The 20,300-nt window shown below is 68.6% G+C and carries 21 protein-coding genes and 1 tRNA gene; 11 read left to right on the plus strand and 11 right to left on the minus strand.

What is annotated here, in order from left to right; all coding sequences use genetic code 11:
• Positions 1 to 16 precede the first annotated feature (16 nt).
• The 6 genes from VM938_12715 to VM938_12740 all read right to left on the minus strand — a co-directional run bounded on the left by VM938_12715 (position 17) and on the right by VM938_12740 (position 5,913).
• On the minus strand, positions 17 to 805 hold the full coding sequence (locus VM938_12715) for a hypothetical protein (protein HVF75901.1): 789 nt from the start codon (positions 803 to 805) through the stop codon (positions 17 to 19).
• Positions 806 to 1,083: 278 nt separating this feature from the next.
• Positions 1,084 to 1,461, minus strand: coding sequence for a MerR family transcriptional regulator (locus VM938_12720; GenBank protein ID HVF75902.1), 378 nt, complete (start codon positions 1,459 to 1,461; stop codon positions 1,084 to 1,086).
• Position 1,462: 1 nt separating this feature from the next.
• On the minus strand, positions 1,463 to 2,575 hold the full coding sequence (gene dnaJ / locus VM938_12725) for a molecular chaperone DnaJ (protein HVF75903.1): 1,113 nt from the start codon (positions 2,573 to 2,575) through the stop codon (positions 1,463 to 1,465).
• A gap of 134 nt (positions 2,576 to 2,709) precedes the next feature.
• On the minus strand, positions 2,710 to 3,210 hold the full coding sequence (locus VM938_12730; GenBank protein ID HVF75904.1) for a nucleotide exchange factor GrpE: 501 nt from the start codon (positions 3,208 to 3,210) through the stop codon (positions 2,710 to 2,712).
• Between the two features lie 8 nt (positions 3,211 to 3,218).
• A complete protein-coding gene (gene dnaK / locus VM938_12735; GenBank protein ID HVF75905.1) occupies positions 3,219 to 5,054 on the minus strand; it encodes a molecular chaperone DnaK in 1,836 nt (611 codons plus the stop codon).
• Positions 5,055 to 5,235: 181 nt separating this feature from the next.
• Positions 5,236 to 5,913, minus strand: coding sequence for a hypothetical protein (locus VM938_12740; GenBank protein HVF75906.1), 678 nt, complete (start codon positions 5,911 to 5,913; stop codon positions 5,236 to 5,238).
• A gap of 297 nt (positions 5,914 to 6,210) precedes the next feature.
• Between VM938_12740 and VM938_12745 the strand changes: the two genes are divergently transcribed.
• From VM938_12745 to VM938_12755, 3 genes are read left to right on the plus strand one after another with little or no spacing between them, the layout of a single operon-like run.
• Entirely contained in the window at positions 6,211 to 6,945 is a 735-nt protein-coding gene (locus VM938_12745) for a MerR family transcriptional regulator (protein HVF75907.1), read from the plus strand.
• 10 nt (positions 6,946 to 6,955) lie between these two features.
• A complete protein-coding gene (locus VM938_12750) occupies positions 6,956 to 7,693 on the plus strand; it encodes a phosphoglyceromutase (GenBank protein HVF75908.1) in 738 nt (245 codons plus the stop codon).
• A gap of 60 nt (positions 7,694 to 7,753) precedes the next feature.
• The gene (locus VM938_12755; protein ID HVF75909.1) at positions 7,754 to 8,863 is read left to right on the plus strand and encodes a glycosyltransferase; all 1,110 of its coding nucleotides are present in this window, start codon (positions 7,754 to 7,756) and stop codon (positions 8,861 to 8,863) included.
• Positions 8,864 to 8,931: 68 nt separating this feature from the next.
• On the opposite strand, the gene VM938_12760 is transcribed toward VM938_12755, so the two are convergent.
• From VM938_12760 to VM938_12770, 3 genes are read right to left on the minus strand one after another with little or no spacing between them, the layout of a single operon-like run.
• The gene (locus tag VM938_12760) at positions 8,932 to 9,270 is read right to left on the minus strand and encodes a P-II family nitrogen regulator (protein ID HVF75910.1); all 339 of its coding nucleotides are present in this window, start codon (positions 9,268 to 9,270) and stop codon (positions 8,932 to 8,934) included.
• Between the two features lie 17 nt (positions 9,271 to 9,287).
• Complete coding sequence (locus tag VM938_12765) at positions 9,288 to 10,664, minus strand: ammonium transporter (GenBank protein HVF75911.1); 1,377 nt, start codon at positions 10,662 to 10,664, stop codon at positions 9,288 to 9,290.
• A gap of 46 nt (positions 10,665 to 10,710) precedes the next feature.
• On the minus strand, positions 10,711 to 11,232 hold the full coding sequence (locus VM938_12770) for a winged helix-turn-helix domain-containing protein (protein ID HVF75912.1): 522 nt from the start codon (positions 11,230 to 11,232) through the stop codon (positions 10,711 to 10,713).
• 68 nt (positions 11,233 to 11,300) lie between these two features.
• Between VM938_12770 and VM938_12775 the strand changes: the two genes are divergently transcribed.
• Both VM938_12775 and VM938_12780 read left to right on the plus strand, forming a co-directional pair.
• Positions 11,301 to 11,726 (plus strand): cyclic nucleotide-binding domain-containing protein, encoded by a 426-nt coding sequence (locus VM938_12775; GenBank protein ID HVF75913.1) that lies wholly within the window; start codon positions 11,301 to 11,303, stop codon positions 11,724 to 11,726.
• A gap of 49 nt (positions 11,727 to 11,775) precedes the next feature.
• The gene (locus VM938_12780) at positions 11,776 to 14,034 is read left to right on the plus strand and encodes a heterodisulfide reductase-related iron-sulfur binding cluster (GenBank protein ID HVF75914.1); all 2,259 of its coding nucleotides are present in this window, start codon (positions 11,776 to 11,778) and stop codon (positions 14,032 to 14,034) included.
• Here the strand turns inward: VM938_12780 and VM938_12785 are convergent.
• Positions 14,031 to 14,357 carry a hypothetical protein gene (locus VM938_12785; GenBank protein ID HVF75915.1) on the minus strand — a complete coding sequence of 109 codons (327 nt, stop codon included), beginning with the start codon at positions 14,355 to 14,357 and terminating at the stop codon, positions 14,031 to 14,033. The two genes, VM938_12780 and VM938_12785, sit on opposite strands and share 4 nt — an antisense overlap.
• A gap of 59 nt (positions 14,358 to 14,416) precedes the next feature.
• Between VM938_12785 and VM938_12790 the strand changes: the two genes are divergently transcribed.
• From VM938_12790 to VM938_12805, 4 genes are all read left to right on the plus strand, one after another.
• Positions 14,417 to 15,064, plus strand: coding sequence for a response regulator transcription factor (locus tag VM938_12790; protein ID HVF75916.1), 648 nt, complete (start codon positions 14,417 to 14,419; stop codon positions 15,062 to 15,064).
• A 197-nt stretch (positions 15,065 to 15,261) separates the two neighbouring features.
• Positions 15,262 to 15,756, plus strand: coding sequence for a hypothetical protein (locus VM938_12795; protein ID HVF75917.1), 495 nt, complete (start codon positions 15,262 to 15,264; stop codon positions 15,754 to 15,756).
• A gap of 70 nt (positions 15,757 to 15,826) precedes the next feature.
• Entirely contained in the window at positions 15,827 to 16,327 is a 501-nt protein-coding gene (locus VM938_12800; GenBank protein HVF75918.1) for a hypothetical protein, read from the plus strand.
• Positions 16,324 to 17,754, plus strand: a complete 1,431-nt coding sequence (locus VM938_12805) for a hypothetical protein (GenBank protein HVF75919.1) — start codon at positions 16,324 to 16,326, stop codon at positions 17,752 to 17,754. The genes VM938_12800 and VM938_12805 overlap by 4 nt, the downstream gene beginning before the upstream one ends.
• 9 nt (positions 17,755 to 17,763) lie before the next feature.
• Here the strand turns inward: VM938_12805 and dcd are convergent, their stop codons facing one another.
• Entirely contained in the window at positions 17,764 to 18,333 is a 570-nt protein-coding gene (gene dcd, locus VM938_12810) for a dCTP deaminase (protein HVF75920.1), read from the minus strand.
• Positions 18,334 to 18,364: 31 nt separating this feature from the next.
• On the opposite strand from dcd, the gene VM938_12815 reads away from it, so the two are divergent.
• Together VM938_12815 and VM938_12820 are read left to right on the plus strand one after the other, a co-directional pair.
• A tRNA-Gly gene (locus VM938_12815) sits at positions 18,365 to 18,435 on the plus strand.
• Between the two features lie 327 nt (positions 18,436 to 18,762).
• Entirely contained in the window at positions 18,763 to 20,298 is a 1,536-nt protein-coding gene (locus VM938_12820; GenBank protein HVF75921.1) for a hypothetical protein, read from the plus strand.
• The last annotated feature ends 2 nt before the right edge of the window (positions 20,299 to 20,300 follow it).

Raw genomic sequence — 20,300 nt, forward strand, 5'->3', positions numbered from 1 at the left:
CCTTGGATAATGTTCGTTACGCCTTCACTTCACGCTTCTGCGAACGGCCGAACCGGGCGAGCAGCGTCCCGAGGGCACAGAGGGCCAAAGCCATCGGCACCAGGTCGGGCGAGCTGTTCCCGGTGATCGGCAGGGTCCCGGCGGAGCGGGCCAACTCGCTGCCTACGTTCGTCGACATGAGGCTCGGACGCAGAAACTGCACGCCGAGCACCCGTGCGGGGCCCGAGGGGTCGGGGATGAACGAGGCGGCAACGGGCGAGTCCGTCGCCACGGTCGGCTTCACAGTGCTCGCTCCGGAGACGCATGCGCCGTCCACCATCGTCGAGCCCGCAGGACATGCCGGCGGGACTGTCGTAATGGACCTGGTGCCGCCGACGTCGCCACCCGTGCTGGTCGGGGAGCTGGTCGTCCTGCACCCGGTGTGTGCCGGATTGGTCCGGCCCACGCCACGGTTGCGGTCGCACTCGTAACCGGCGTTGCGGTCGCTGCCGTTCGGCTTCTGCCCCGGAGGGTTCTTGTCGTCGGCGTTGCCCACGCAGCCGGCGCACGGCTTGCCCTTCGCAGCGCCCGTGCCGTTCCCGTTGCCCGACGGCGAGCCGTCGCAGGTTTCGTCATAAGCGCCACGGCGGTTTGCGCCGTGCCCGGAGTCGCTGTGATGCGTCCCGTCGCAAGCCGCATTGGGGTTCCCGCCCGTGCCAGAGCCGGACGGGGCAGCCGATGCAGCCGTTGCCGAGAGAGTCAGGCCAAAGGCAGCTCCCAGAAGAACAAAGAGGAAACGGTTGAACAGTTTGGTGAAGCTCGGCACTTCTTGGCTCCCGTCCGGTCAACGGAACGCTCACTGTGAGCGCCCCGATCTTGGGCGGGTCGGTCTCGCCACTCACTCCCCGAACGGCCTAGGCGACCGATGTGTCTCCGTGCGCTGGTGTGCGTCGGTGGGGGTCGTTCGGATCATCGCTTCCCTGCCACCGCTCGTTTCCTCGTTCGCGACCGAGTGCACGGGTGGTGACGTACTGGTCATCGGCAACCACTCACCGTGGTCTTGAGGACGCAAAGGGGACGTTCCGCCCCGATGTGGTGGGAGCGTCAGCGGCGGCCGCGGTAGAGCACGGGCGACTGGCTCAGCGGGACCAGGTCGCGGCGGTACTGGCGGTGGGTGCGCTCGACGGCTTCGCGGGCCTCGACCTGGGCCTGGGCCAACGCGTGGCGCAGGCGTTCGTTCTCGTCCTCCAGGGCCATGACCCGCCGCACCCCTTCGAGGTTGAGCCCTTCGGCGGTCAGTTCCGAGATGCGCCGCAGGCGGGCGATGTCGCGGTCGCTGTACCGCCGGCTGCCGCCGCCGGTGCGGGCCGGGTCGACGAGCCCCTTGCGCTCGTAGATGCGCAACGTCTGGGGGTGCACGCCTGCCAGTTCGGCAGCCACCGAGATCACGTAGAGCGCACGCTGGTCGTTCGTCAGCTTCACGTCACACTCCTAGGTGGCGGCGGGGGGACTCGGGGGTGGCGGCGGCCAAGGCCTCGACCGCCTCCCGCTGGGCATCGGAGAGCTCCTCGGGCACGGCCACCTCGACGGTGACGAGGAGGTCGCCTGTGCCCGTCGACGCGGGTACGCCCCGGCCCCGCACCCGGAAGGTGCGGCCCGATCGGGTGCCCGGGGGGATGCGCAGGGTGACCGGCGCATCCAGGGTCGGCACGGTGACGGAGGCGCCGAGGGCGGCCTCGTGGAAGGAGACGGGCACCGTCAACGTGAGGTCGTTGCCTCGTCGTCCGAACAGCTCGTGGGCAGCCACTCGCACCACCACGTAGAGATCGCCAGGGGGACCGCCATTGTGGCCCGCGCCGCCGCGGCCCTTCACCCGGATGCGCGAGCCGTCGTCGACGCCGGGCGGGATGCGCACCTTGACCTGCCGGGGCCGCCGCTCGATGCCCGCGCCGTGGCAGGTGGGGCACGGGGTCTCCACCCGCATGCCGGTGCCGCGGCAGGTCGGGCACGGCTGGCTGAACGAGAACAGGCCCTGGTTGTCGTCGACCACCCCTCGGCCGCCGCACGACGAACAGATGACCGGGCTCGTTCCTGGCGCCGCGCCGGTGCCGTGGCAGCGAGAGCAGGCAGCGTCGCTGGTGACGTTGACGGTCGTCGTCACGCCCTCGACGGCTTCCTGGAACGACAGGTGGAGCTGGGCTTCGAGGTCGTCGCCCCGCTTGGGACCGGGAGGACGCGAGGCCCGGCCCCGGTTGAAGAGCCCGCCCAGCAGGTCGCTGAGGTCGTCGACCCGGAACCCGCCACCGCCGAAGCCGCCGCCCGGTGCAGGCCCGCCTGCGCCGCCGAAGCCGCCGCCGCCCGCCATGGGGCCGAGGCGGCGGACCTCGTCGTACTCCTTGCGCCGGCCGGGGTCGCCCAACACGTCGTAGGCGGCCGAGATCTCCTTGAACCGCTCCTCGGCGCCGGGGTTGGCGTCGGGGTGGTACTGCTTGGCCAGCTTGCGATAGGCGCGAGTGATGTCCTTCTCGGAAGCCGACTGCGGCACGCCGAGCACCTTGTAGTAGTCCTTCTCGAACCACTCCCGCTGAGGCGCCATCTACAACTCCAAGAGCATCCGGCGCAGCCGGATTCCTTCTTCCCGCACCGACGAGGGGTGGCAGCCGGGGAGGGGCCCGGCCGTGCGTACGCACGGCTGGGAGGGGGCCGCCGGCTGACAGGACCCCGAGAAGCTCATCCGGTCACCTTTACCATCGCCGCACGGAGCACGCGGCCGCGCCAGCGGTAGCCGGCTCGGAGGACCTCGCTGACCGTCGGCTCACCCTCGCCCGCTTCGTGCATGACGGCGTCGTGCTCGGTGGGGTCGAAGGCCTGCCCGGCCGGGTCGATGCGCTCCAGCCCCTCCTTGGCCAGCACGTCGCGCAGGGCGCCGACCACCTGGCCCAGCGACTCGTTCTCGTCGTGGGCCAGGGCCAGGTCGGCGGTGTCGAGCACCGGCAACAGCTTCGTGACCAAGTCCTCGCCCGCCCGCGCGAGGTGCTCGGTCTGCTGCTTGAGGATCCGCTTCTTGTAGTTCTCGAAGTCGGCCTGGATGCGCTGGGCCAGGGCCTTGTACTCGTCGCGCTCCTGCTCCGCTGATGGTGCGGCAGCGGGCTCCGGGTCGTCAGCCGGGGGGGAGGGGTCCCCGGCCGGGTCGGGCCCCGGGCTGTTGTCGTCGATGGGGTTCGATGCCACGGGTTCCCTCAAGCCCCCTTCTCCTCGTCGACGATCTCGGCGTCGACAACCTCGTCGTCGCTCGGGGCCGAGGAGCCGCCGTCCGCAGCACCCTCGGATGCCGTCGCCGTGGCGTGCTCGTACACCTTGGCTCCGAAGGCCTGCACCGCGGTGGCCAGCGTCTCGGTGGCCTGCTTGACCGCCGCGATGTCGTCGCCGCCCATGGCGTCCTTCAGTTCCTTGAGCCGGGCCTCGGCGGTGTCCTTCTCCTCGCCGGTGATGTTCTCGCCTTGCTCCTTGAGCAGCTTCTCGGTCTGGTAGACGAGCGAGTCGGCGTTGTTGCGGACCTCGGCCTCTTCCTTGCGCCGGCGGTCGTCCTCGGCGTGGGCCTCGGCGTCGCGCACCATGCGCTCGATGTCTTCACGGGCAACCGCCGACTGCCCGGTGATGGTGATCGACTGCTCCTTGCCGGTGGCCCGGTCCTTGGCCGACACGTGCACGATGCCGTTGGCGTCGATGTCGAAGGTGACCTCGATCTGGGGGATGCCCCGGGGCGCGGGAGGCAGGTCGACGAGCTGGAACTTGCCCAGCGTCTTGTTGTACATCGCCATCTCGCGCTCGCCCTGGAGCACGTGGATCTCCACCGACGGCTGCATGTCCTCGGCGGTGGTGAACACCTCGGAGCGCTTGGTGGGGATGGTGGTGTTGCGCTCGATGAGCTTGGTCATGATGCCGCCGCGGGTCTCGATGCCGAGCGACAGCGGGGTGACGTCGAGCAGGAGGACGTCTTTGACCTCGCCCTTGAGCACGCCCGCCTGCACGGCGGCGCCGATGGCCACCACCTCGTCGGGGTTGACGCCCTTGTGGGGCTCCTTGCCGGTGAGGTTGTAGACGAGCTCCTGGATGGCGGGCATGCGGCTGGAGCCGCCCACCAGCACCACGTGGTCGATGTCGGACTTGGTCAGCCCGGCGTCCTTGATGGCCTGCTCGAAGGGGCCCTTGCACGCCTCCACGAGGTCTGCGGTCAGCCGCTGGAACTCGGCGCGGGTCAGCTTCATGTCGAGGTGCTTGGGGCCCTCGTTGGTGGCCGTGATGAACGGCAGGTTGATCGTCGTCTCCTGCACGGCCGACAGTTCGATCTTGGCCTTCTCGGCCGCCTCCTTGAGGCGCTGCAGGGCCATGTTGTCCTTGGACAGGTCGACGCCTTCGGTGTTCTTGAACTCGGTGACCAGCCAGTCGATGACCCGCTGGTCCCAGTCGTCGCCGCCCAACTGCGTGTTGCCGTGGGTGGACTTGACCTCGAACACGCCCTCGCCGATGTCGAGGATCGACACGTCGAAGGTGCCGCCGCCCAGGTCGAACACCAGGATCGTCTGGTCGTCGCCCTCCTTGTCGAGCCCGTAGGCGAGGGCGGCCGCGGTGGGCTCGTTGATGATGCGCAGCACCTCGAGGCCCGCGATCTGGCCCGCCTCCTTGGTGGCGGTGCGCTGGGCGTCGTCGAAGTAGGCAGGCACGGTGATCACGGCCTGGTTCACCGTGTCGCCCAGGTAGGCCTCGGCGTCGCGCTTGAGCTTCTGCAGGATGCGGGCGCTGATCTCCTGCGGGGTGTACTTCTTGCCGTCGATGTCTACGGTCCAGTTGGTGCCCATGTGGCGCTTGACGGACCGGATCGTGCGGTCGGGGTTGGTGATGGCCTGGCGCTTGGCCACCTCGCCGACGAGCACCTCGCCGGACTTGGAGAAGCCGACGACGGACGGCGTGGTGCGGCCGCCTTCGGCGTTGGGGATGACGGTCGGTTCCCCGGCTTCGAGGACGCTGACGACCGAGTTGGTGGTGCCGAGGTCGATTCCGACGGCCTTGGGCATGGTTCCTGCCTCCGTACACTGCGAGCTAGATGACGGAGGACAGTATAGCTAAGTTGAGTGCGTTGTTATCAAGGTCGTCAGTTGGGGCACCGGGACTACACGAACGCTTGATCGTCTGGCCGGCGCGCAGTGTCCGGCCGCCGGAACCCGTGGCGGCCGGACACTGGTGCTGGTCAGCGGGTCAGTTGGTGATGACCACGTCTGTGGTGTCGCTGTGTGTGCCGGCGGGCGTGGCGTCGTCGGTGTAGGTCGAGCTCCATGTGTAGGTGCCCGCCGTCGCCGGGTTGCGCACGACGTCGCTGCCGTCGGCCGTCTCGCCGAGCAGGTTGAGGGTCATGGCGCCGGTCGTGGTTGAGTTGCAGACGCTGCTGTTGGGCATCTGCGGGACCTCGATCTTGTAGTTCGAGGCGCCCTCACGGACGATGAAGGCCTCGGTGGTGAAGAGGCCGCCCGCCGCCTCGATCGTCACCATGCCGACGGTGTTGGCCGGCTTTGTGGCGGGCATTGTCGTCTCCCACTTCGCAGTCAACCCCAGGTTGCTGCTGGCGCAGAACGGCACCCACCTTGCTGTCGCCGTGCCCGAGCCCACGACCTCTTCGTCGCTGGGGTTGTCGGCGAACGGCGATGTGCCGGTCGACTGGGCCACGTCGTAGCCCGAGGGGATGTCGGTTGTCGATGTCAGCGGTGTGGCGCTGCCGTAGTACGTGTAGCCGCTCACGTCGGGGTACTGGCTCTTCACGTAGGTGTCCTGCGTGACGTTGTAGTTCATGGCGTGGCCGGCATCGGCTGCCTGGGCCAGCATGAGGAAAGCGCCGACGAAGGCGAAAAGCGCCTTGCGGCGGAGGATGCGTCGAAACACGGTGTGGTTTCCTTTCGAGGAATCGGGTTGGTCCGGCACGCGGCAGGGCTCTGATGTGGAGTGCGTGACGGAACGGCCCGTTCCGGGAAACCTCTGTCCCCCCCGTTTCCGGACTGCCGTCGGCTGCGGATCAACAGCGGATAGTTCGCCATTGATCAATGGTGCATAGATGCGTGTTCCGTTGTTGTATGTCTCACCCGTCTGCGTGTCAAGGGGTGTCTTTCCGCCGACGGGCCGGTACTGTCGGTTGCCATCACCACGGATGCCGATCCAGGGGGCGGGGTTGGCGAGCTGACCATCGATGAGCTCGCCCGCCGCGCCGGCACGACGAGCCGCAACATCCGCGCCTACCAGGAGCGGGGGTTGCTGCCGCCGCCACGCCTGGTCGGCCGCGTCGGGTACTACGGCGAGGGACACGTCGCCCGCCTCCGCCACATCGCCGAGCTGCTGGAACGGGGCTTTTCGCTGGCCTCCATCCGCCAGCTGTTCGACGCCTGGGAACGGGGCTACGGGCTGGCCGACGTGCTCGGCTTCGAAGAGGCCTTGGCCGCGCCGTGGGAGAACGAGCCGAGCACCTTCCTCGGGGCCGACGAGCTGGCCGACATGTTCGGAGCAGACATGCGGGCCTTGGCGCACGCGGTGCGCATGGGCGTGCTCGTGCCCGAGCGAGACCGCTTCCGGGTGCCAAGCCCTCGCCTGCTGGCCGCGGCCCGGCAGATGGTGGAGGTGGGCTACCCCATCGGGGCCCTGCTCGACGAGGCCGAGCTGCTGACCACGGATCTCGACGAGGTGGCGGAGCGGTGGGTGGCGCTGTTCCGCACCCACGTGTGGGACCCCCACGTCGAGCGCGGCATGCCTCCCGAGGAGCTGCAGACGATGACCGAGTTCCTCCAGCGAATGCGCCCGTTGCTCGGTGAGATCGTGGCGCCGCTGCTGGCCCAGGCCATCGAGCGCAAGGTCTCGAAGTTGACGGCGGCGACCTTCGGCGCCGCTCCCCCGGCGGGGTCGCAGGCGGCGCGACCCCCGGCCTAACGTCGGCCGCATGGCGACGTTGGTGCTGCTCCGCCACGGCGAGAGCACGTGGAACCGGGAGAACCTCTTCACCGGTTGGTACGACTGCGACTTGACCACCGACGGCGAGAAGCAGGCCCGCAACGGCGGTCGCCTGTTGGCCGAGGCGGGCATCCGGCCCGACGTCTGCCACACCTCGTTGCTCAAGCGGGCCATCCGCACGGCGTCGTTGGCACTCGAGGAGCTCGACCAGCTGTGGATCCCGGTCAAGCGCCATTGGCGGCTCAACGAGCGCCACTACGGCGCGCTGCAGGGGTTGAACAAGAAGGAGACCCTGGAGCAGTACGGCGAGGAGCAGTACACCCTGTGGCGGCGCAGCTACGACACGCCGCCGCCCCCGCTGGCCGACGACGACGAGCGCCACCCCCGCCTCGACCCCCGCTACCGAGCCCTGCCGCCCGACGTGCTGCCCGCCAGCGAGTGCCTCAAGGACGTGGTCGAGCGCATGCTGCCCTACTGGTACGACTCGATCGTGGCCGACCTGGCCGCCGGACAGGTGGTGCTGGTGGCCGCCCACGGCAACAGCCTGCGAGCCTTGGTCAAGCACCTCGACGGCATCAGCGACGACGACATCGTCGGGCTCAACATCCCGACGGGCCAGCCCCTGGTCTACGACCTCGACGAGCGCATGCAGCCCGTCGGGTCGCGCTACCTCGACCCCGACGCCGCAGCCGCCGCCGCCGAGGCGGTCGCCAACCAGGGCCGCTAAGCCGCTTCTGGTCCGTAGATCCGGCGCCTTGGCGCCGGATCTACGGACCAGAATGCCGGGGTGCGAGCGCTCTTCGTCTGCCAGCCCGCCTACGGCCACTTCCACCCGTTGGTGCCGCTGGCTACGGCGTGTGAGGACGAGGGCCACGACGTGGCCTTCGTCGTGGCGCCGTCGTTCGTGCCGGTGGTGGAGGCCGCCGGGTTCGAGGCGCTGCCCGCCGGGCTCGACTGGCTGGAGTCGGCTCCCGAGGCGGCGTTCCCGGAGACGGCGGCCATGGGGATCGTCGAGTTGGGCGACTTCCTGTTCAACCGCATCTTCCTGGAGCATGCCGCCGCGGCCATGGCGGGCGACCTGCCCGGCGCCTTCGACTCGTGGGGGCCCGACGTGGTGGTGCACGAAGGCACCGAGTTCGGCACCGTGCTGGCCGCCGACATGGTCGAGGTCCCCCGGGTGACGGTCATCACCGACGCCGCTTGGCCGCCGCAGAGCCTGGCCCCGTTCTTCGCCCCCACCCTCGACCGGGTGCGGGCCGACCTCGGCCTGGCGCCCGACCCCCACCTGGAGCGGCTGGCGTCGTGCCTGCACCTGGCCTGCTACCCGCCCTACTTTCAACTGAGCCCGACGCCGCAGTCGTGGTACCCGGACCTGCGACCGCTGCGCCCCGTCCCCTACGACGGCCCCACACCGCCGGTCGAGTTGCCCCGCCACGGCGACCGGCCCTTGGTGCTCGTCACCCTGGGCACCGTGTTCGCCAAGCGGGCGGGCGACGTGTTGCAGGCCGTGCTCGACGGGCTGGCGCAGGAGGACGTCGACGTGGTGACGGCACTGGGCGCCGACAAGTGGGTGCCGGTGGGCGCGGGCGCCCGCCAGGCCGACGTCGTGGTGGGCCACGGGGGATGGGGCACGACGATGGCCACGTTGGTGGCGGGCAAGCCGAGCCTGGTGCTGCCCCAAGCGGGCGACCAGTTCTCCAACGCCTTCCGCGTCGAAGCGAGCGGTGCCGGGCTACGGCTGCTGGCCCACGCCGTCGACCCCGGCACCGTGCGGCGGGCCGTGCGCGAGCTGCTCGACGACCCGCTCTACTTCGCCAACGCCCAACGCCTGCGCCGGTCGATCGAGGCCATGCCCGGCCCGGCCGAACTGGTGCCGGTGCTCACCGCCCTCACCTGACCCGCCGCGCCGACGTTGCGTACGGATCGCGCTACAAAACGGCGCGATCCGTACGCGACGTCACGGGATCAGAGGGCGTCGTTGCCCCGTTCTCCCGTGCGGATGCGCAGTAGCGACCCGACGTCGACGATCCAGATCTTCCCGTCGCCGATCTTGCCGGTCCCTGCGGCCCGGGCGATGGCGTCAGCCACCTTGTCGGCGTCGGCGAGATCGGCCACCACCTCGACCTTGACCTTGGGCACGAAGTGGACCTGGTACTCCGCGCCTCGGTACGTCTCGGAGTGCCCGCCTTGGCGCCCGAAGCCCTTGACCTCGGTGACGGTGACGCCTTGCACGCCGATCCCCTGGAGGGCCTCCCGCACGGCGTCGAGCACATGGGGCTTCACCACTGCAGTGACAAGTTGCAACATGGGTTCGTTCCTCCTTACGCCGGGGTGAGTGCGGACGGACGGAGCGATCCGTTGCCTGCCTGGCCTGCGCCCACCAGCACGTCCTCCGCGTAACCGGGAGCGCCGTGCTCGAGGACGTCGAGGCCTTCCAGTTCCTCTTCAGGACTGACCCGCAGCCCGATGGTGAACTTGATGGCGAGGAACAAGATGCCCGCCGTCACCGCCACGAAGGAACCCACGGCAGCTACGCCGATGGCCTGGCTCACCAACTGGTCGGTGCCGCCGCCGTAGAACAGCCCGCCCTCTGTGGCGAAAAGGCCCACTGCCAGGGTGCCGAAGGCACCGCACACGCCGTGCACCGAGATGGCGCCCACCGGATCGTCGACTCGCACCCGGTCGAAGAAGAACACCGACAGCACCACCAGCACGCCGCAGATGGCACCGATGGCGAGGGCGCCGATGGGGCTGACGGCGAAGCACCCGGCGGTGACGCCGACCAAGCCGGCCAGCATGCCGTTGGCCGTCATGGCCACGTCGGGCTTGCCGGTCTTCAACCAGATGGTGAGCATCGACATGACCGCGCCCGCCACCGCAGCCAGGGTCGTCGTCAAGGCGATGCCGCCGATGGCGCCGTCGGCCGCCAACTCCGAGCCCGGGTTGAAGCCGTACCACCCCACCAGGAGGATGAACGTGCCCAGGATGGCGAAGGGGATGTTGTGGCCGGGGATGGCCCGGGGCTTGCCGTCGGGGCCGTACTTGCCGATGCGAGCGCCGAGGATGATGGCGCCCATCAACGCCGCCACGCCGCCGGTCATGTGCACCAGGGTCGAGCCCGCGAAGTCGACGAACGGCGTCGACAGCTGCGACAGCCAGCCGCCGCCCCACTGCCAGTGCACCACCACCGGGTAGATGAGGCCGGAGATGAACACGCTGTAGACGAAGTAGCTCTTGAACTTCGTCCGCTCGGCCATGGCGCCCGACACGATGGTGGCCGCGGTGGCGGCGAAGGCCACTTGGAACACGAACGTGACCGGCACGGTGAGGGTGCCGTACTGGAAGGCCCCGTCGCCGAGGAACCAGCCCTTCCACCCGAAGAAGTCGTTGCCGTCGCCGAAGGCGATGGCGTAGCCGACGGCAAAGAAGGCCAGCGCTCCGCCGGCGAAGTCCATGAGGTTCTTCATCATGATGTTGGCCACGCTCTTGGCCCGGGTGAGCCCCGCTTCCACCAGGGCGAAGCCCGCCTGCATGAAGATCACCAGCACGGCCGACAGCAGCACGAACACGTTGTCGAGGTTCGTCTGCACGTCGGCCGCGGTGGCTTCTGCTTCCTGGGCAAATGCGGGGTCGGCCCCTGACAGCACAAGGGCTGCCGCCAGCGCTCCCGCCGTTCCTATGCGTTTTCTGGTCGTCATGGGAGCGACGGTAAGGACTGGGTGTGTCGTCTCCGTTGTGCCCGCATTACGCCTCATGAACGGCTTGCTGACGCGGACCTGACTCCAGCAGGTAGCCCCGCGAGCGCACGGTGCGGATGGCCAGGCGCACCGGTTCCAGGCGGCGCCGCAGCCGCAGCATGTGCACGTCGAGGGCGTTGCGCCCGGGCGCGCCGTCGGGCCAACCGGCGCGGGCCAGCGCCTCGCGGCTCACCACCCCGCCGAAGCGGCTCACCAACTGGGCGGTGATGCGGGCCTCCACCGGGGGCAGCGGCGTCCAGCGGGTGCCGTAGCGCAGCACGCCGTGGTCGTCGATGACCGGGGCGGGCTCGGCATGCACAGCCAGCCGGCGGTGCAGTGTGGCCACCCGGGCGCCCACGTCGGCTTCCTCCGCAGGCACGCGCACCCAGTCCTCCAGGCAGTCGAGGGGCTCGGGTGGGGCGGCATCGCGTTCGACCAGCAGCAGGCGGGGCACCTCGGCCTCCGCCAATCGGGTCCGTCGGTCTGCATCCTGGGGCCAGCGCACGAAGACGACTTCCACCTTGGGCACGGTAAGGAGCCCACATTGCGACGTTGTTTCCTCGTCGTGAACTTGACGAGGTAAGTAGGTTGTCCCTTATGGCACGCAAAGACGAGAAGCTCGAGCAGCTTGGCCGGATGTGGCTTTTCTCGGCCTGCACCAAGCGCGACCTGCAGGTGATCGGAAGGACGTCGGACGAGGTGACCGTGCCTGCGGGCAAGGCGCTCACCGAAGAGGGCAGGCCGGGGCACGAGTTCTACCTGATCCTCGACGGCGAGGCGTCGGTGCGGCGCAACAACCGCAAGATCGCCACCCTCTCGGCGGGCCAGTACTTCGGCGAGCTGTCGCTGCTCGACCGCGGCCCCCGCACCGCCACCGTGGTGGCCGACACCGACCTGCGGCTGCTCGTACTCGGCCAGCGCGAGTTCAACGGCTTGCTCGACGAGGTGCCGGGCCTGGCCCACAAGGTGCTGAAGACCATGGCCACCCGGCTGCGCGACGCCGACGCCAAGGCGTACCACTGAGCCTCCCCGTTTTCCCGGAACCTCCTACTCCCAAGTAGCTTTCCGGCCCATGTCGACTCGCCCCAGCCGACGCCTCAAGCCGTCGCAGATCGCCCTGCTCATCGGCTTCGGGATGGCGCTCGTCACCGCCGGTTCCGGCATCGTCGCCGCCCTCGCCCAGGAGCACGACGACTCGCCCGTGCAGCGCGAGGTGTTCCTCAACATCCCCGGCCCGGTGCGGGCGCTCTTCTACACCACGCTCACCGTGCTGTTCATGGCCGTGGCGTGGCTGTTCTCGCAGCGCATGCAGAACTGGGAGCGGGGCCGGCCCGACCGCCGGGCCACCACCAAGAAGAACGTCGGCAAGCGCATGGCCGACTTCCGGGCGGGCGTCTACATGAAGACGTTGATGCGCGACCCGGCCGCGGGCCTCATGCACTCGTGCATCTACTTCGGCTTCCTGGTGCTGTTCGCCGTCACCACCGTGCTGGAGATCAACCACCAACTGCCGCAGAGCCTCAAGTTCCTGCACGGCGACGTCTACCGGGGCTACGCCTTGATCGGCGACGTGGCGGGCGTGGTCTTTTTGGTCGGCATCGTGTGGGCCGCGGTGCGCCGCTACATCCAGAAGCCGTACCGCCTGAAGATCAAGACCCGTCCTGAGGACGGCGTGATCCTCGGCACCTTCTTCGTCATGGGCATCTCCGGCTTCGTGGCCGAGGCTTGCCGCATCGCCCTGCAGGACCGGCCCGACTTCGAGAAGTGGTCGATCATCGGCTACCCGCTGTCGTCGTTGTTCGACGGCATGGCGTCGCTCGGCACAGTGCACCAGGTGGTGTGGGGCGTGCACCTGGCCACGTTCATCGCCTTCCTGATCCTGCTGCCGGTCACCAAGCTGCGCCACATGTTCACCTCGCCGCTGAACATGTACCTGTCGGACCGCGACCGGCCCAAGGGCGCCATGAAGCCCATGCCCAACCTGATGGAGACGGAGCTGGAGAGCTTCGGAGCCTCGGTGATCGAGGACTTCACCTGGAAGCAGCTGCTCGACACCGACGCCTGCACGGTGTGCGGGCGCTGCACCTCGGTGTGCCCGGCCAATGCCACCGGCAAGCCGCTCGACCCCCGCGAGATCGTGCTGAAGGTCGGCCAGGTCATGTCGGAGTCGCGGCCCGACGGGCCGGTGTCGCCCATCGTGAGCCACGACCCGTCGCTGACGGTGTCGGCCCCCGAGGTGTTCCAGCGCATCAGCGCCGAGGAGATCTGGGCGTGCACCTCGTGCAAGGCGTGCGACGAGATCTGCCCGGTCAACATCGAGATCCTCGACAAGATCCTCGACATGCGGCGCTACCTGTCGCTCATGGAGTCGAACTTCCCCACCGAGCTGGGCAACGCCTACCGGTCCATGGAGAACTCCGGGAACCCCTGGGGCATGAACCAGGGCGACCGGGCCGACTGGGTCACCGCCCTGCCCGACGAGGTGCCGGTGGTCGACGGGTCGTCTCCGTTGGACCACGAGTACCTGTACTGGGTGGGCTGCGCCGGTTCGTTCGACGACAAGAACCGCAAGGTCACGGTGGCTACCGCCAAGCTGCTGCAGCGGGCGGGCATCGACTTCGCCATCCTCGGCCCGTCGGAGATGTGCACCGGCGACCCGGCGCGGCGTTCGGGCAACGAGTACATCTTCCAGATGCTCGCCATGCAGAACATCGAGACGATGAACGGCATGGGCGTGAAGAAGATCATCACCCAGTGCCCCCACTGCTTCAACACCCTGGGCAACGAGTACCCGCAGTTGGGCGGCAAGTACGAGGTGGTGCACCACTCGCAGTTCCTCGAGTGGCTGATCGAGACGGGCAAGCTCGACATGAGCGAGGCCCGCTTGGAGGAGCGGGTCACCTACCACGACTCGTGCTACCTCGGCCGCCACAACGACGTGTACATGGCGCCCCGCAAGGTGCTCGGCTCGCTCAAGGGCATCGAGATCGTGGAGATGGGCCGCACCGGCACCCGCGGCATGTGCTGCGGCGCGGGCGGCGCCCGCATGTGGATGGAGGAGTCGACCGGGAAGAAGGTCAACACCGAGCGGTCGCGTGAGGCCATCGAGACCGGCGCCACCCGCGTGGCCACCGCATGCCCCTTCTGTTACATCATGCTGGACGACGGGGTGAAGGAGAACGGGCGCGACGACATCGTCGTGCAGGACATCTCCATGCACCTGCTCGACGCGCTGGAGGGCCGAGGCACTGCCGTGCCTGCATCGGTGGGCGGGCCCGACATGCACCAGCCCCAGGAGCACGGGGCCGACGACACCGGGGTCGAGGGCTAGGTGCGGGGATTCCGGCCCGGGCAGTAGTCGTCGAGCAGGCGCAGCACGTCGGCCAAGCCGTCTACGCGGACAGCGGCGGACTGACCGTGCACGTGCACGCCCGCCGGGCCGGTGCCGCAGTCGGCGTTGGGCAGTTCGATGACGACTTCGGCGTCGACGTCGTTGGGCAGGCCGATGGTGACCAGGGCAGCGTCGACGTGCGGGTGGTCCCGGAGGTCGACGATGTCGTCCACGTCGGCGTAGCGCAGCACCTCGGCGAGGGCGTCGGCCAGGATGGCGGGTTCCACGGCGATGGCGATGCGCGGCCGGCGCCGGTTGTCCACGTGTCCAGTGAACCCGGCGGCGAGGCGGCGGCGTTCCTCACATTTGATGAAATGAAGCCATGAGCGCCGCCCGGGTGCTGGTCGTCGAAGACCACGCCATCATCAAACAGGCGCTGGCCTTGGCGTTGCAGCGGCAGGGCATGACGGTGGAGTTGGCGCCCGACCTGGCCGTCGATGCGGTGGTAGAAGCAGCCACGGCCATGCAGCCCGACATCGTCCTGCTCGACTTCTACCTGGGCGACTGCGACAGCCTGCCGATGATCGCCCCGCTGGTGGCGTTGGGCGCACAGGTGATCGTGCTCACCGGCACCACCGACCCGCGGGTGCTGGGGCAGTGCCTGGAGCAGGGGGCGTCGGGCATCGTGCCCAAGAGCGAGTCGCTCGACCGGTTGGCCGAGGCCATCGGCGATGCCGTCAACGGGTCGTCGGTGATGCGGCCCGCCGAGCGGGAGGCCTTGTTGGAGGCGGCCGAACGGGGGCGGGCCGAGGAGGAGGAGCGGCAGGCGCCGTTCGCCCGGCTGTCGGCCAAGGAGCGGCAGGTGCTCGCCCACCTGATGGACGGCGAGTCGGCCGAGGAGATCGCTCGGCTGGAGTTCGTGTCGCTGGCGACGGTGCGATCGCAGATCCGATCGATCCTGCAGAAGCTCGAAGTGAACTCGCAGCTGGCCGCCGTCACGTTGGCGCAGCGGCTGGGCTGGCGGGCCTGACTTTTCATCAATCTTGGTGAAGTCGCCGCGTCGGGGCCTCCGTACATTGGGCAATCGAGGCAAGCGGAGAGCGAGCCTCACGGGCGACGCATAGATCCTTCGGCCGCAGTTGGTCGCCGAACCGGAGGGGAGCGAGTGGCGAAACCGACGCCCGGTTTCCGTTTGCCAAGTCCACTCGTTTTTGAAGGAGACCAACAATGAAGCTTTCCCGCAAGGTCGCTGTCCTCGGTTCCGTCGCCGTTGCTGTCGCCGTCGGCGGCGCCGCCATGGCCCTCTGGAGCTCCACCGGCTCCGGCTCTGCCACCGCCGGCTCGGTGGCCATCCAGAACTCCGCCATCGCGGCGGCAGCCAACGGCGCCGACCTCTACCCCGGTGCCACCAAGACCATCACGGTCACGGTCGACAACCCCAACCCCTACGCCGTGAACCTGCTGCAGATCGGCGGCGTGAACGCCGAGGACCAAGACGGCTGCGAAGGGTCCAACGTGAGCGTGGCCACCCTGGGCGACGGCACCAACCCGGTGGCGCCGACGGGCGGTGAGGGCACGAGCATCGCCGCCAAGAGCGGCAACACGAACGGCAGCCGCACCTACACCATGAGCGTGTCGATGGCCTCAGCCGCCCCCGACGGGTGCGCAGGCACGAGCTTCACCTTCAACTTCAGCGGCGCCAGCCTCGTGCAGGCCGGCTAGCTCTACTCATTGTCCGGAACCCGGGGACTTCGGTCCCCGGGCTTCCGCCCGTTCAGGAAGGAGGTGTCCCGTGAAGACCACGCTCTTGTCCCTCGTGACGACCGGCACACTGGCCGCGGCGCTCGTGGGCATCTCCGTCGTCGACGGCGACACGCCCACCAAGGTGTTGGGTGATGTCATCGTCCAGCAAGGAAAGCCCGGCCCTCCCAACAGTGGCGGCAACAACCCCGGTGGTGGCAACAACACCGGCGGCCCCGCCGAGTTCGCCGTCGACGGCGGCATCACCGGGTTGTTCCCCGGCGCCTCCCGGGGAATCGATCTCACCATCTCCAACCCCTACGCCTTTGCCATCAAGGTCACCGACGTGAGCGCCCGGGTGAAGCAGTCGAGCAATGCGGCATGCCCCGTCGGCTCGCTCACCTTCGAGGCGCTGCGCAACGCGCCCGTCGTCGTGCCCGCCCGAGGCACGGCCGCCGCAACCTTGCCGGTGCGCATGCGACCGGAGGCGGCCAACGTGTGCGCAGGCCTGACGTTCACCCTCTCCTACTCGGCCCAGGCGGTGCAGGCGTGAAGCGCGCCCTGGTCGTCGCCGTGATCGCTCTGGTCGTTGCCACCGTGAGCGGCGCCTCTGCGCTGTGGCTGTCGCGAGGCGACGGCTTCGGTACCGCAGGCTCCGACAGCTTGCCCGGCGGCGCCGTTCCCGCTGCCGTGGTGACCAGCCGTTCGGTCGCCCTGTCGTGGAGTGCGGCTGCGTTCAAGGACGGCCAAGCGGCCACGTCGTACACCGTCTCCCGCTACGCAGCCGCGTCAGGCGGTGCGCCGGTTGCCACCTTGTCGTGCGCGCCGACGAGTTGCACCGAGACCGCAGTCGCTCCCGGTACATGGCACTACAGCGTCACCCCCACATACGCAGCATGGACGGGTGCGGAGAGCGCCCGTGGCAGCGCGACCGTGGGCTCGCCGTCGCTGACGCTGTCGCCCTCGACCATCTCTTCGGTGCCCGCCACCCTCACGGGCACGGCGGCGAACCTCATTGCGGGCGAGACGGTGACGTTCCGCCTCGACAACCCCACGAGCGGGACCGTCCTCACCGGCACGCTGGCCGGTGGCGCCACCGTGCCCGCCTCAGGCGGCGGCGCCGTCAGCGTCACCATCCCTGCGGGGACGTCGACGGGGCCGCACACCGTCTACCTGATCGGCAGCGCCGAGGGTGCCGTCCCGCCTGCGTCGGCGACCTTCACCTACACGCCGCCGGTGGTCACGCAGACCCTGACCTTTGCCAACTCGACGGTCGACTCGTTGCCGAAGACGCTGTCGGGCTCCACGACCGGGTTCGGCTCCGACGCGCTGACGTTCCGCTTGGGCAACCCGACGACGGGCACCGTGCTGGCCTCCACCGGCACAAGCTCGGTGACGGTGACGTTCTCGGCGTGCCTCGCCGCAGGCAACCACACGGTCTACGCCGTGGGTGCCGCGGGGCGGCAGGCCAGCGCCACGGTCAACGTGACGGTGAGCTGCATGCTGTCGCTCAACCTGCAGAACCGGGGTTCGACGGCAGGGCTGCTGGAAGCGACCGACCGGGTGATCGTCACCTACAACCGGGCGCTCAACCTGTCGACGGTGTGCTCCGGCTGGAGCGGCAACGCCTTGTCGGTCACGGCGACGCTCGATGTGGACACGGCCAAGAACAACCCGGCCAACTCGAAGCTGGCGACGTCAGCCTCCGGGTGCGGGACCTTCCGGTTCGGCACCATCGACCTCGGGACCCCGGGTTTCGCCGACAAGGACGTCACGTTCGAGAGCTCGACACTGACTTGGGACGCCACCGGCAACACCCTCACCCTGGTGCTGGGCACGCCGTGTACGGCGGGCGGGTCGTGCGGCACCCGGAGCACCGTGTCGGGCTCGTCCACGGCGACGTACACGCCGGCGTCGGGGCTGACCGCGGGCGGCACGGCCGTGACCGGCACGGCGACCCGCACCGGAACCCAGTTCTGAGACCTGCCGCTAGCGGGGCTTGAAGTTCTCGTAGTAGCGGCTGGGGGTGGGGCCCCGCTGGCCCTGGTACTTGGAGCCGACCTGCTTGGAGCCGTAGGGGACGTCGGCCTCGGTGGTCATCGTCAGGAAGCTGATCTGGCCGATCTTCATGCCCGGGTAGAGGGTGATGGGCAGGTTGGCGACGTTGGAGAGCTCCAAGGTGAGGTGGCCGTCCCAGCCCGCGTCGACGAAGCCGGCGGTGGAGTGGATCAGCAGCCCGAGGCGGCCGAGGCTCGACTTGCCCTCCAGGCGGGCCACCAGGTCATGGGCCAGTGCGACCCGCTCGAAGGTGGAGCCGAGCACGAACTCGCCCGGGTGGAGGACGAAGTGGTCCTCCTCGTTGATCTCGACCAGCTCGGTGAGATCCTCCATGGGTTCCTTCACGTCGATGACTCGCATCGTGTGGTTGCGGAACACCCGGAAGTAGCGGTCGATGTGGAGGTCGACGGAGGACGGCTGGATGCATCCCTCGCCCAACGGGTCGATGACGATGCGTCCTGCGTCAAGCTCCTCGCGAATGCTTCGATCAGAGAGGATCATCGGGCGCTCACGCTACAGTGGCAGCCACTCTGCGGGTGTAGTTCAGAGGCAGAACATCAGCTTCCCAAGCTGAGAACGCGGGTTCGATTCCCGTCACCCGCTCTCGATAGATGCTGGTCGCGGGTCCCGGCGCTACCCCCCACGTCGAAGGCCAGCAGGTGACTGGTAGCAGGCATGTATCGCGGGCACCTCTCATGAGGGCTTCCGAATTCGAAGCACGTCCGGGCACCGCCACCCGCTCTCGCAGGCACCGAAGTGCGCATCGATACAGGATATTTGTCTCCTCGCCCAAATTTTTTCGCGACACCGGACCTTCTCGTTCGTGAAATAGGCATGGCGTGTCTCCTATCAGCCGCGGGCCGTCGGCCGAGTGGGGGGCGGCATGAAGCCACACGCCTCTGTACCCGACGCCGAACCCGCTGAGGAACCATGCCCGCGAACGCAGATCCTTCGCAGCACCGCCACGATTACGACCGCATCGACGAGACCGCCCTCGCGTCCGCTTACCTCCAAGGCCAGGACGCCGGGTGGGATACGTTGGCGAAGACCGACACCAGCGACACTCAGCGATGGTTGCGCGCCACCGTCGGCGCCGTCGGGTCATCGCGTTCCGACGGCGGGACCTGGTTCTCGCTGGTTGAAGCCCTGCTCCTTCTCGTTGAGGACAATCAAGCGACCTGGCCGCCTCGGGCCAACGAGCATGAGGACGCGGCCATCCTTATCGCATCGCTGCGCGAGGCGATGGCCGACGCTCGATCGGTGTGGGTGGGGCAGGAAGCAGCAGCGCTCATCATCGACGCCCTCGACCGCTTCTTGGCCGAATACAGCGAGGAGGAACGCCCCGGGATGGCGCTGTGGGCAGCGCAAAGGCTCGCTCACGTCATCGACGAGGAGCGACAGGACACCCTTTCCGATTGGTCCGCTGGGCAGGGTCGATTCGTGATCGAGCCCCGTCGGGCATACCCGGTCGCTCGGCTCGACCCCAGGACATGGCTTGGCGGCTCTGCGAACACCCGCCCCCAGCGCCTTCCCTCGGCAGTTCCTGGTGACGCGGTCCACAACGTTCACATCGGAAACGACCTTCATCACCATTACCGCCTGACGCTGGACTGGACGCTTCAAGGCGTCCTCACAGGATTGAGCGGACTGGACGACCTCAGGATCACGACCCTCCATCCCGACGGCACCGTCGACGACTTCATCATCGAACCGGGGCCCGAGGCCGGGACGGTGGTCAACCGAGGTCCAGTCGATCCGGACGCGCACGCCGAAGTCCTGACAGCGTTGTTGCGCAAGGCGGCAGACCTTGAGGCCCACGTGGTGGTCTTACCCGAGTATGCGGTTCCCGAGGCGACCCGTACGCGCTTGAAAGAGGTGCTCGAGGAACTCCCGAACGCGCCAATGCTCGTCGTTGCTGGCTCCACGATGACCGACGAGGGGTTCAACGAGGGGTCAATCCTGGTCACAGCGGGCGACGTTTGTACGAGTCGAGCTTTCCGGAAGGTTCACCGCGCTGAGTTCCAGGGGCAAGCGGAGGGGATAGCCACCGACCAGCCGCCCTCCGTCACCGTGTGGCGTGCTGGGGACCTGGCCCTCGCAGTGCTGTTGTGCCGAGACGCACAGGACCGGCGCTTGATGGAGCTGCTGTCGGATGCCGGCGTGAATCTCTTGATCGTCCCTTCGTTCACTGACCGGGCCGAATCGATCATCGGCGTTGCCGAGCGCTTGTCGACGACGACGCAGGCGTTCGTGATCGTCGCCATCGGACCGCGCCGATTGGCGCGGTCACCAGGAAAAGCCACTCGCGAGACCGAAGCGTTCTTCCGGGGACCCTACGGGGACGACACACGACCACCGGCTGTGTACGCACCTGACAGCGAACATGCGGACGAACGGGGCGACGGGCCTGGGTTGTGGCTCTTCTCCTCCCGTGGCCGCCACGCCGAGTGGCACGGCCTCGACTGACG

This window comes from Acidimicrobiales bacterium (genome assembly GCA_035536915.1).
Taxonomy (GTDB): domain Bacteria; phylum Actinomycetota; class Acidimicrobiia; order Acidimicrobiales; family JAHWLA01; genus JAHWLA01.

What these genes read in the sequence shown, in the direction of transcription:
- dnaK (HVF75905.1), bottom strand. Translation starts at nt 5,054, where the DNA reads ATGCCCAAGGCCGTCGGAATCGACCTCGGCACCACCAACTCGGTCGTC.
- VM938_12790 (HVF75916.1), top strand. Translation starts at nt 14,417, where the DNA reads ATGAGCGCCGCCCGGGTGCTGGTCGTCGAAGACCACGCCATCATCAAA.
- dnaJ (HVF75903.1), bottom strand. Translation starts at nt 2,575, where the DNA reads ATGGCGCCTCAGCGGGAGTGGTTCGAGAAGGACTACTACAAGGTGCTC.
- VM938_12750 (HVF75908.1), top strand. Translation starts at nt 6,956, where the DNA reads ATGGCGACGTTGGTGCTGCTCCGCCACGGCGAGAGCACGTGGAACCGG.
- VM938_12765 (HVF75911.1), bottom strand. Translation starts at nt 10,664, where the DNA reads ATGACGACCAGAAAACGCATAGGAACGGCGGGAGCGCTGGCGGCAGCC.
- VM938_12775 (HVF75913.1), top strand. Translation starts at nt 11,301, where the DNA reads ATGGCACGCAAAGACGAGAAGCTCGAGCAGCTTGGCCGGATGTGGCTT.
- VM938_12795 (HVF75917.1), top strand. Translation starts at nt 15,262, where the DNA reads ATGAAGCTTTCCCGCAAGGTCGCTGTCCTCGGTTCCGTCGCCGTTGCT.
- VM938_12820 (HVF75921.1), top strand. Translation starts at nt 18,763, where the DNA reads ATGCCCGCGAACGCAGATCCTTCGCAGCACCGCCACGATTACGACCGC.
- VM938_12780 (HVF75914.1), top strand. Translation starts at nt 11,776, where the DNA reads ATGTCGACTCGCCCCAGCCGACGCCTCAAGCCGTCGCAGATCGCCCTG.
- dcd (HVF75920.1), bottom strand. Translation starts at nt 18,333, where the DNA reads ATGATCCTCTCTGATCGAAGCATTCGCGAGGAGCTTGACGCAGGACGC.